An 11,621-nucleotide genomic window follows, 5' to 3' on the forward strand; every position below is an offset into this window, starting at 1 on the left:
GGGAGGCGCGCAAACGCGGAAATTCCACCTATTTCCCCGATCGCGTCGTGCCGATGCTGCCGGACCGGCTGTCGGGCGACCTGTGCAGCCTGCACGAAGGTGTGCCGCGCGCCTGCATCGCCGTGCGTATGGTGCTGGATGCCGAGGGCGAAAAGCTGCGCCATGACTTTCACCGCGGCCTCATGCGCTCCCCCGCTTCGCTGCATTACGAAGAGGTGCAGGATGCGATCGACGGCAACCCCAACGACCGCACCGGCCCCTTGCTGGAGGATATCCTCAAACCGCTCTATGCCGCCTATGAGGCGCTTCGACGGGCCCGGGAGCGGCGTCAGCCGCTCGACCTCGATCTGCCGGAGCGGAAGATCATCCTGTCGGACGAGGGCAAGGTGGAATCCGTCGCCTTCAGGGACCGGCTCGATGCACATAAGCTGATCGAGGAGTTCATGGTGCTGGCGAACGTCGCCGCGGCGGAAACACTGTTGAAAAAAGACACGCCCCTACTCTTCCGCATTCATGAGGAGCCATCCCCCGAGAAGTTGGAAAGCCTGCGCGAAACCGTTCAGGCCGCGGGCTACACGCTGGCAAAAGGGCAGGTCCTGCAGACGGCGCATCTCAACCGCTTGCTGGACGCGGCGGCGGGGTCCGAGGATGCGGAACTTATCAACCTGTCTACCCTGCGGTCGATGACGCAGGCCTATTACGCGCCCCAGCATATCGGTCATTTTGGTCTGGCCCTGCGGTCCTATGCGCATTTCACGTCGCCAATCCGTCGCTATGCCGACCTTCTGGTGCACCGTGCGCTGATCACGGCCCACGGCTGGGGCAAGGACGGGCTGAGCATGGAGGATATCGAGAACCTCGAACGGACGGGGCAGCACATCTCGGACACCGAGCGCCGTTCGATGATGGCCGAACGCGACACGACGGACAGATACCTCGCCGCCTTCCTGTCAGACCGGGTTGGGGCCGAACTGACCGGTCGTATCAGCGGGGTGGCCCGGTTCGGCGCTTTCGTCAAACTGGATGAGACCGGGGCCGACGGCCTGCTGCCCATGCGGGCCATCGGGCGCGAGTATTTTCATTACGATGCCGAAGCTGGAACGCTCATGGGGGCCGATACCGGCATGACCTTGGGCATCGGGCAGCGTGTCACCGTGCGATTGGCCGAAGCCGTTCCTGTGACGGGCGGGATCGCGCTGGAATTGCTGGCGGTGGAGGGCGAAGAGGTCGCCCGCGCCGATCCGTCACGGAAGACTGCCCGCAATCCCCGGCGCAAGGCTACCAAGGCCAAGCGCAAGAAGGACAAGGTAAAGCGGAAGGTCACACGCTCTCGCCGCTGAGGGCATGGGCGAAGGTCCGCAGACGCGCCGGTAGGCCCCTTGCCCGGTTCGGGGCTACGGGTATGGTCACCCCGACGAAGTTGTCGGAGTGAGTGATGCGAGTGTTCAAAAGCAGAATCAGCGTGGCGGCGATGTTTGCGCTGGGGTGCAGTACAGGGGCCATGGCGCAGACAGACCCCGAAGCCTCCCTTCGGCCCAATGCAAAGGACGCGAAGCCCCCCGAAGCCGCGGTGATCAGCGCGCCCGAACTTGCGGAAGAGGCGGTTGCTGAAACAGGCTCCGACGCGGGGCTGCGCGCCTGGATCGAAGCCTTCCGCCCGCGTGCCCTTCAGGCCGGTATCCGCGAGGATGTGTTCGATGACGCGATGCGGAAGGTTCGCTACGATCCGGAGGTCATCCGCCGGGATCGCAACCAGTCGGAATTCACCAAGACCATCTGGGATTATCTTGAAACCGCCACCTCCGACCTACGCATCGCGAACGGTAAGGCGGCGCTTGCCGGCCAACGTGATACGCTCAGCCGGATAGAAGAAAAGTTCGGGGTTGAGAAGGAAATCGTCACCGCGATCTGGGGCCTCGAAAGCGCCTATGGCACTTTTCGCGGCACCGACCATGTGCTCTCCTCGCTGGCGACGCTGGCCTATGACGCCCGGCGCAGTGCCTTTTTCGAAGGCGAGTTGCTGGGTGTGCTGAACATCCTGCAGGACGGCGATACGACGCCGGAGGAAATGACAGGCAGTTGGGCCGGGGCCATGGGCCACACACAGTTCATGCCCTCTTCCTACCTCGCGCATGCGGTCGATTTCACCGGCGACGGCAAGCGTGACATCTGGGGGGATGATCCCGCGGATGCCCTCGCCTCGACGGCGGCCTATCTCAAACACTTCGGATGGACGGCGGGGCAGCCATGGGGCGTCGAGGTCTCATTGCCCGACGATTTCGATTACATGCAAGCCAGCCGGGACATCACCATGCTCCCATCCGTTTGGGCGGAGCGCGGTGTGAAGCCGCAGGCGGGCGGGTCGATCCCGGATCATGCCGAAGCCTCGATCCTGCTGCCGGGGGGCGCGCAGGGCGCGGCCTTCATGATCTTTCCGAACTTCGCGGTGATCGAGCGGTACAACAGCGCAGACGCCTATGTGATCGGCGTGGGCCATCTGGCTGACCGGATCGGGGGCAAGGGCCCCATCGTCGCGGATTGGCCTCGGGGCGACCGGGCGCTGACCTATGATGAGCGGATCGAGCTGCAGACAAGGCTGACGGCGCTTGGGTTCGACACCCAGAAGATCGACGCCAAGGTCGGGCCGCTGACCATCAACGCCGTTCGCGCGTTCCAGAAGGCGCGGGGGCTTGTGCCGGATGGCTACGCATCACTTCGCCTGCTGGAACGTCTGCGCGAAGGCTGAGCGCCCGAAATGGCCGGCGCCGGGCTGGATCAGCCCGGCGACATGCCCCGCAGACGCTCCGACCGGCGGCGCAGCAGTTCCACCACCGTCAGCAGACATATTGAGATGAACACGAGGATCGTCGCCACCGCCAGAATGGTCGGGCTGATCTGTTCGCGCAGCCCGGTGAACATCTGCCACGGCAGCGTTTTCTGCCCGGCCGAGCCGACGAAGAGCACCACGACCACCTCGTCGAAAGAGGTGATGAAGGCGAAGAGCCCGCCCGAGATCACGCCGGGCAAAATGAGCGGCATCTGCACCCGGAAGAACGTCGTGACCGGATTGGCCCCCATGTTGGCCGCCGCGCGCGTAAGCGAATTGTCGAACCCGACCAGCGTCGCCGTCACGGTGATGATGACGAAGGGGATGCCCAAGGCCGCATGGGCAAGGACAACGCCCAGATAGGTGCCCTGCAGGCCGATGCGGCTGTAGAAGAAATACATGCCCGCAGCGGAGATGATCAGCGGCACGATCATCGGGGAGATCAGGATCGCCATGATCGCGCGCCGGAACGGAACATGCGGCTGGCTCAGCCCGATGGCGGCAAGCGTGCCGAAGCCCACGGAAAGCAGGGTGGCGACCGGCGCGATGCGGATCGAGTTCTGCACCGCGTTCTGCCAGTCGGAGTTGGTGAAGAAATCGCGGTAATGCTTCAGCGAATACCCGTCCGGATCGAAGCGCAGCATTTCCGGCGTGAAGGTAAAGAAATCCTCGGCGTTGAAGCTCAACGGCATGACCACGAGGATCGGCGTGATCAGAAAGATGAAGATCGCGCCGCAGATCACCCGGAAGGTATAATGCCACAGGACCTGGCCGGGGGTGAGATAAGGGGCGACCTTTGCCCTGTATCGCCCTTCGTAGAGCCAGAAGGTCAGCCAGCCGAAGAACAGCCCGAACAGCGCGCCAATAACCGCCGCGACGAGGCCCCCGATGAAGAAGCCGCCAAGCGCCATGAGCAGCGCGAGCCCATAGCGGGACGTCTTCTCCTTCCCCAGAACCTCGGCCATCAGGTAGGCGGCGGCTCCCATAACGACGGCGCCAAGAATCAGGCCGATCAGGCCGCTGCCCTGAGCGGTGCCGACCAGCAGCCCGGCGAAGGCGCCGAAGGCCGCCACAACGGAGGCGTAGAAGCTTGCGGGGGTGCGTGAAACAGGTGTCAGAACGGCCATGATCTCAGCCCCCCAGCTTGACGTTGTCGATACCGACGATCTTGTCGTAGGCGTAGTAGAGCAGCAGCACCGCGGCCAGCAGGATCGTCCCCAGTGCGGCAGCGAGCCCCCAGTTCAGCGATTGCGAGATGTGATAGGCGATCCGGTTCGAGATGAAGATACCGGATGTGCCGCCGACGATTTCGGGCGTGATGTAGTAACCGATCGCAAGGATGAAGACGAGGATCGACCCCGCACCGATGCCCGGAACCGACTGCGGGAAATAGACCCGCCAGAAAGCCGTCCAGTTCGTGGCGCCAAGCGATTTGGCGGCGCGCAGGTAGCTGGGCGGGATTGTCTGCATCACCGAATAGAGCGGCAGGATCATGAACGGCAACAGGATATGGGTCATCGCGATGATCGTGCCGGTCTGATTGTTGATCAGCACCAGCCGGTCCATCGTGTCCACCAGCCCCAGCCAGACCAGCGTGTCGTTGATGACACCCTGTTGTTGCAACATCACCTTCCACGCGCTCGTCCGTACCAGCAGAGAGGTCCAGAAAGGCAGCAAAACGAGGATCATGAGCAGGTTCGCGGTGCGAGCGGGCAGGTTGGCGAGGATCCACGCCACGGGATAGCCCAGCAGGATGCAGGAGGCCGTGATTGTTAGCGACATCACCAGCGTACGCCAGAACAGTTTGATATAGATCTGCTGGTTCTCGGGCCGCATCTCTGGCCCGTCGGGCGATTTCTGCATGTCGATCGCGTTCAGGAAGTATCCGTTCGTGAAACGCGGTGAATAGGTTTTGATCGTTTGCCAGACCTCCGGATCGGTCCAGTCCTTGTCGATGTCCTGAAACGCGGCGACGTAATCCACCGTTTCGAAGGTGTCGACCGCGGCGGCGGCTGCGCGCAGTTCCTCTGCGGCGGGGCCTGAGTAGTCGTTCAACCTGGCGGCGGCGGGGCCTGTCAGGTCGTCATAGAGCGCGGAATAGACAATGGCCCAGGGGTCTTCCTTGGCCAAGTTGTCTTCATCCACGGTCTGGATGAATTTCGCATAGGCGCTGAAGGTCTCCGAGGTCTGGGGGAGCAGTTCTTCGATACCGTCGCGAAGTTCGAACCGGGGCTGACGCGCGTCCCCCTTGGGGTCCCAGGCCGCCATTTCGGCGTTCCACTCGTCCGACCCCATGAGGGCATTCCAGTTCTCACCCTCTTCCCAGAATTCGTTCAGGTCCTCGAACTGGTCCTGATAGACCTCTCCCATGTCCTCGACCTTGCGCCCGGACTTGCGGAAAAGAGACGACATGCCGGTCATCTCGTAGTTGAGCCGTCCGCCCAGCACCGTGTGCTGCTTGCGTTCGGCGGCAAAGAAAATGTCCTGATAAAGTGCCTTGAAAACGGCGGGATCGGGTGGGGTGCCGCTATCGGCATCCCATTCGGCGAGCATCGGCGTTGTGCGGGGCAGGGTTTCGGCGACGACATCGTTTTCGACCGAGCGGAACAGCATGTCCGCGATCGGTGCGATGAACGTGATCAGCACGAAAATGAGAAGGGGGGCGATCAGGGCAAGGGCGCGAAGCTTCTGCATCCGCAGTGCCCGGCTGAGGGACCGCTTGAGCGGCGTTCCATCGGCGGCAAGAACCGGGCCCGAGGCTTCCGCGTCGGCAATGCGAATGCCGTCGTCGGGGGTAGGGGCGCTTTTTGCGGTGGTAGCGTCGGTGACGTCGGTCATGGCGGCCTCGCGGGTGGGGCTGTCTATAGGGTCATCGGATCAACCGATGAAAGGGGAAGGGGCCGCGTGGCCCCTTCCGGTATCGAAGCGCTTATTGCGCCAGCCAAGCCTGGAACTTGGCGTCGATGTCATCACGGTAGTCAGCCCAGAACTCGTAGTTGTAGAGGAACGTGTTCTTGGCGTTTTCCGGATCGGTCGGCATGTGGGGTGCCATCTCGATGCCCAGTTCGGCGTGCTTGCCCACCAGCGGTGCGGAGGATTTCCGTGCCGGACCGTAGGAGATGTACTTCGCCTGATCCGCCAGACGCTGGGTGTCTGTCGCGAAACGGACGTAGTCGAGCGCACGGGCCTGACGCTCTTCGGACAGGCCGGTCGGGATGATCCAGCCGTCAAGGTCGAAGACCTGCGCGTCCCACATCATCGCGACGGGCTGATCCTGCTCTTCGATCAGGCTGAACAGACGACCGTTGTAGGTGGAGCCCATGATGACTTCGCCGTCAGCCAGAAGCTGGGGCGTGTCGGCACCGGCGGACCACCAGATCACGTCGTCCTTGATGGTTGCCAGCTTGTCGAGTGCCTGCTGCTGACCTTCTTCGGTCTCCAGCACGTCATAGATTTCTTCCTTGTCGACGCCATCGCAGAGCAGGGCCCATTCCATGTTGCCGATCGGGCGCTTTTCCAGCGCGCGCTTGCCCGGATATGTTTCCGTGTCGAAGATCGCGCAGATGTCTGTGGGCGGTGTGTCGCCGACAAGGTCGGTGCGGTAGCCCACGGTTGTCGAATAGACGATCTGCGGGATGAAGCAGTCACCGACGAGCAGGTCGCCGAAGTCATCGCTCGCGCTGGAGCCGTCGTCACCTTCGGCGAGCATTTCGTCCGGGTCGATTTCCATCGCCAGACCTTCATCGCACAGACGCAGGGCGTCGGATGCAACAACGTCGACGACGTCCCATGTCACGTTGCCCGCTTCTTTCATGGCGCGCAGCTTGGAAACCGCTTCGGCGGAAGATTCATCGTTGATGATCTTGACGCCGGTCTTTTCCATGTAGGGGTCGTGATAGGCCTTCTGCTGGGAGTTGGAGTAGGCTCCGCCCCAGCTGACGATTGTCATTTCATCGGCCATATGTGCATCGGCGTGCACCATGCCCGCGGCGATGGTCAGGGCCGACGTGGCCAGTAGTGTCTTGGTCAATTTCATTCGGTAGTCTCCCATTTTTCGCCCGTTTGGGTGTTGAAGGTGTGACATCGGGCTTGATCACAGCCTCTCTCTCGATCGCCTCCACGCCCTGGGGCGGGCAGCGACGGGTCGCGCGCGCGTCAGGCGTCCAACGCGCGGCAATCTTCGGGCAGCCAGCCGATCTGCACATGGCTGCCGGGTTCCAGACGAACCTGATCCGCCCGGTTCCGCGTCTTGACGACGAAATCGTCCACGCCCGCGACGCGCAGGCGTGTGCGGAAGACGTCGCCCATGTAGATGAATTCCAGAACCTCGGCCTTGAGCGTATGCGCGTTCTCGCCAAGCTGCGGGTTGATCTCCACCCGCTCGGGCCGGATGGAAACGCGCGTGCGCTCCCCCACCTTGCTGACGTTCACCGGCTTCGCGTCGATCACCTCGCCGCTGTCCAGTTTCACGACGCAGATGCCGTCCGAAATTTCCTGCACCACGCCATCCAGCGTATTGTTCTCGCCGATGAACTGGGCCACGAAGCTGTTTTCCGGCTCTTCATAGAGCTTGTCCGGCGGGGCAAGCTGCTGGATGCGGCCATCGTCGAAAACGGCGACCCGGTCGGACATCGTCAGCGCTTCTGTCTGGTCATGGGTCACGTAAACCACGGTAATACCCAACTCATGGGCGAGGTTCGTGATCTCGAACTGCAGCGTCTCGCGCAGCTGTTTGTCCAGCGCGCCGAGCGGTTCGTCCATCAGCACGAGTTCGGGTTCGAACACCAGCGCCCGTGCGAGCGCGATCCGCTGCTGCTGGCCACCCGAAAGCTGGGTGGGGCGACGACCGGCGAAATCCTGCATCTGCACCATGCTGAGCGCACGGTTCACCTTTTCCTTGCGCTCCGACTTGCTGATCCTGCGGACCTCAAGCGGAAACGAGAGGTTTTCCGCCACGGTCATGTGCGGAAACAGGGCGTAGTTCTGGAACACCATGCCGATGCCGCGCTTGTGCGGCGGGATGTTGTTGATCGAAACGCCGTCCAGCCGGATGTCTCCGTGGGTGGCGGTTTCGAAACCGGCCAGCATCATCAGGCAGGTCGTCTTGCCCGAACCGGACGGCCCCAGCATCGTCAGGAACTCTCCCTTCGGCATGCTGAGGTTGAGATCTTTCACGACAAGAGTTTCGCCGTCATAGCTTTTCTGAACGCGATCGAATTCGACGAACGCGCCGTTTTTCTGTGTGTCGGCCAAAACTGGCTCCCCATTGGACTTGGCGGTTTTCCGCGCTTGTTGCAGCGATGTAAAACCATACCAGCCCGAGTTTGCAACCGATTTACCGAGTTTTGGGTCTGGAAGCGTCATTTGCAGGCCATTTTGCGGCGTAGAGGGTGGAATCAGTCGATTGACCTGCCCAATAAATAACTTGCATGGAGCTTAGCGCTGTTTCACCGTTTTCCCGGACCACAGGGAATCGTGCGATATGCCAGCCATCGATTTGCCGTTCGAACGCGCGGAATATGACCGCCGGCTTACTCTGGTACGACATGCGATGGAGGCAGCGGGGCTGGACGCGCTTTTCGTCACCGATCCCAGCAATCAGGCGTGGATCACCGGCTATGACGGCTGGTCCTTCTACGTGCATCAGGGGGTCATCGTTCTGCCGGATGACGATCCTGTCTGGTGGGGCCGCAATCAGGATACGAACGGGGCGTTACGCACGGTCTGGATGTCTGCCGACCGGGTCCGCGGCTACGCCGACAATTATGTTCAGTCCACCGAAAGGCACCCGATGCAGGCCCTCGCGGAGGCGTTGCGGACGCATGACCTCGAAAGCGCGCGCATCGGGGTGGAGATGGACAATTACTATTACTCCGCCAAGGCGCATGGGACCCTCTGTGCATCACTGCCCCGCGCGGAGATCCGGGATGCGACGGCGCTTGTGAACCGCCAGCGCACCATAAAATCCGCGCCGGAACTGGATTATATGCGCAAGGCGGCGGCGATTTCCGAAAAGATCGTGGATGGTTTGTTGGAACGGGTTGAGCCGGGGATGCCCAAGAACGAGGTGGTGGCGGAGATCTATCGCGACGCGATCCGCGGCGTTCCCGGCGCATGGGGCGACTATCCGGCCATCGTGCCGCTGCTGCCCTCGGGGACCGATGCCGCTGCGCCGCATCTGACGTGGGATGGCCGCCCCTTTGCCACCGGCGAGGCGACGTTTTTCGAGATCTCCGGCTGTTACCGGCGATATCACGCCCCCTTCTGCCGGACGCTGTTTCTGGGAACGCCACCGGATTACCTCAAAAGGGCAGAGGCAGCACTGGTGGNGGGGTTGGAAGCAGGGCTCGAGGCCGCGCGCGCAGGCAACCGTGCCTGCGATGTGGCGAATGCACTGGCCGCACCGTTGGAACGGGCGGGGATCGAACGCGGGGCGCGCTGTGGCTACCCCATCGGGCTCAGCTACCCCCCGGATTGGGGCGAGCGGACCATTTCACTGCGCGCCGAGGACGAAACCGTGCTGGAACCCGATATGACCTTCCACTTCATGCCCGGCCTTTGGATGAAAGATTGGGGGATCGAAATCACCGAAAGCATTCGCATCCGGGAAAGCGGCCCTGTGGAGACGCTCTGCAACCGTCCGCGCCGGATGTTCGTCAAGTGAGCGATCTGGAACATACCGTGGCCGAGCTTGACCGGCTCGTGGCCTTTCCCACGGTCTCCACCGACAGTAACCGGGAAATGTCGGAATCGCTGCGCGACGATCTGGCGGCTCTCGGCGCGCGGTGTCACCTGTTTATCGACGACGGCGGGGCAAAGGCGAACCTCTTTGCCTCTCTCGGGCCGGATGTGCCGGGCGGTGTGATGCTGTCTGGGCATACGGATGTTGTGCCGGTGACCGATCAGGAATGGTCTGACCATCCGTTCCGGCTGCGCCGCGAGGGGGAGCGGCTCTTCGGGCGGGGGACCTGCGACATGAAGGGTTTCATCGCCGCCGCCATGGTAAAAGCGCGCCGGTTCGCGGAAATGCCGCTGAAGCGCCCGGTGCACTTCGCCTTCACCTATGACGAGGAAACCGGTTGTCTGGGGGCGCAGGCCCTGATCCCGGAACTGGCCAAGCGCGGGCTGCGCCCTGATATCGCGATCGTCGGGGAGCCCACGGAAATGCGGGTGATCGAAGGCCACAAAGGCTGCTGCGAATATACCACCCGCTTCACGGGGCTGGAGGGGCACGGATCGGATCCCGACAGGGGGGTGAATGCCGCAGAATACGCGGCGCGCTTCGTCATGCGTTTGCTAGGCCTGCGGGAGGAACTGCGCGGTCGCGCCCCGCCGGACAGCCGGTTCGAGCCGCCGCAAACCACGCTCAACATCGGGCGTATCGCGGGCGGGCATGCGCATAACGTTATTGTCGGTCGGGCCGAGGTGGATTGGGAATTCCGCCCCGTCCAGACAGAGGACTATCACCATGTCCGGCAGGTGATGGAGGCCTATGTCGAGGAAGAGTTGCTGCCGCACATGCGGGCCATCTGCCCCGATGCCGACATTTCGACCGAGACCATGGGCGAAATCACCGGGCTGCAGCCCGTGCCGCTGAACGCGGCGCGCGACCTCGTGGCCGGGCTATTGGGGGCCAACGGTGCGGATGTGGTGCCTTTCGGCACCGAGGCGGGGCTGTTCCAGAACTACGGCGTCGACGTGGTGGTCTGCGGCCCGGGATCGATCCGGCAGGCGCACAAGCCGGACGAATATGTCGAACTCGACCAGCTTGATGCCTGCCTGCGGATGCTCGACCGCCTTGGCGAACGGTTGATCTGAAACCCGTCAGCCCAAGGGTGACGGGGTGTCGTGTTCGGGTATCGCCGCGCTCAACAAGCTCTTTTCCTGCAGCTCGGTATAGGTCGCGTCCAGCGCCGCCTTTGCGCGTTTTGCGAAAATGTCGATCTCTTCGGGGGTGATCACGAGCGGCGGGGAAATGATCATCCGGTCACCGACGTGGCGCATCACCAGATTGTTGGCAAAGCAATGCTCCCGGCAGATGTAGCCCACGGTGCCCTTGTCTGCTGCAAAGGATGCGCGGGTTTCCTTGTCCGGGGTCAGCGGCAGCGATGCCATCATCCCCGAAATGTTGACCCCGCCGACCAGCGGATGCTCTGCCAGACCGTCCAGCGCACGGGACAGGGCGGGGGCCGCGACCTTGTTGATATGATCGAGGATGTTCTCTTCCTGCATGATGCGCAGGTTTTCCAGCGCCACCGCGGCACAGACCGGGTGACCGGAATAGGTGTAGCCGTGATTGAATTCGCAGGCGTTGATCACTTCGGCCACCTCGTCGCAGACGATGGAGCCGCCGATGGGCGCGTAGCCGCTGCTGAGCCCTTTCGCGATCGTCATGATATGCGGCTTGATACCCATGGTCTGGGAGCCGAACCAGTTGCCGGTGCGCCCGAAGCCGCAGATCACCTCATCCGCGATGATAAGCACGTCGTACTTGTCGCAGATGCGCTGGATTTCGGGCCAGTAGGTCTTGGGCGGTACGATGACCCCGCCCGCACCCTGCACCGGTTCCCCGATGAAGGCGGCGACCTTTTCGGGGCCGAGTTCGAGGATCTTCGCCTCCAGTTCCTGCGCCCGGGCAAGGCCGAAGTCTTCGGGGCTCTGATCTCCGCCTTCGGACCACCAGTCGGGTTGGTTGATGTGGTGGATTCCGGGGATGGGCATGCCGCCCTGTTCATGCATGAACGCCATCCCGCCAAGGCTGCCGGACCCCATGGAAGAGCCGTGATAGGCGTTC

9 protein-coding genes are annotated in these 11,621 nt (G+C 62.7%); 4 read left to right on the forward strand and 5 right to left on the reverse strand.

Annotation, left to right across the window (positions count from 1 at the left end; genetic code table 11):
• Positions 1-1,340: ribonuclease R family protein (locus A3764_RS11190; RefSeq protein WP_150122146.1), on the forward strand; the 1,340-nt coding region annotated here is incomplete at its 5' end.
• A gap of 161 nt (positions 1,341-1,501) precedes the next feature.
• On the forward strand, positions 1,502-2,746 hold the full coding sequence (locus A3764_RS11200; RefSeq protein WP_236628169.1) for a lytic murein transglycosylase: 1,245 nt from the start codon (positions 1,502-1,504) through the stop codon (positions 2,744-2,746).
• A 29-nt stretch (positions 2,747-2,775) separates the two neighbouring features.
• Here A3764_RS11200 and A3764_RS11205 read toward each other — a convergent pair whose 3' ends face one another.
• The 4 genes from A3764_RS11205 to A3764_RS11220 form a co-directional block, all read right to left on the reverse strand.
• Entirely contained in the window at positions 2,776-3,954 is a 1,179-nt protein-coding gene (locus tag A3764_RS11205) for an ABC transporter permease (RefSeq protein WP_067919955.1), read from the reverse strand.
• Positions 3,955-3,958: 4 nt separating this feature from the next.
• Complete coding sequence (locus A3764_RS11210; protein WP_201722115.1) at positions 3,959-5,665, reverse strand: ABC transporter permease; 1,707 nt, start codon at positions 5,663-5,665, stop codon at positions 3,959-3,961.
• Positions 5,666-5,756: 91 nt separating this feature from the next.
• Positions 5,757-6,863: an extracellular solute-binding protein gene (locus tag A3764_RS11215; RefSeq protein WP_067919953.1), complete on the reverse strand. Its 1,107-nt coding sequence runs from the start codon at positions 6,861-6,863 to the stop codon at positions 5,757-5,759.
• Between the two features lie 119 nt (positions 6,864-6,982).
• Positions 6,983-8,080 (reverse strand): ABC transporter ATP-binding protein, encoded by a 1,098-nt coding sequence (locus A3764_RS11220; protein WP_067919951.1) that lies wholly within the window; start codon positions 8,078-8,080, stop codon positions 6,983-6,985.
• 229 nt (positions 8,081-8,309) lie between these two features.
• Between A3764_RS11220 and A3764_RS11225 the strand changes: the two genes are divergently transcribed.
• Both A3764_RS11225 and argE read left to right on the forward strand, forming a co-directional pair.
• Positions 8,310-9,491 carry a M24 family metallopeptidase gene (locus A3764_RS11225; protein ID WP_067951595.1) on the forward strand — a complete coding sequence of 394 codons (1,182 nt, stop codon included), beginning with the start codon at positions 8,310-8,312 and terminating at the stop codon, positions 9,489-9,491.
• A complete protein-coding gene (gene argE / locus A3764_RS11230) occupies positions 9,488-10,645 on the forward strand; it encodes an acetylornithine deacetylase (protein ID WP_067919948.1) in 1,158 nt (385 codons plus the stop codon). Before A3764_RS11225 ends, argE begins: the two co-directional genes overlap by 4 nt.
• Positions 10,646-10,651: 6 nt before the next feature.
• Here the strand turns inward: argE and A3764_RS11235 are convergent.
• Positions 10,652-11,621 (reverse strand): aminotransferase class III-fold pyridoxal phosphate-dependent enzyme (locus tag A3764_RS11235; RefSeq protein WP_067951596.1); only part of this gene is annotated, 970 nt, incomplete at its 5' end.

This window comes from Sulfitobacter sp. HI0129, assembly GCF_001635395.1.
Taxonomy (GTDB): Bacteria; Pseudomonadota; Alphaproteobacteria; order Rhodobacterales; family Rhodobacteraceae; genus Sulfitobacter.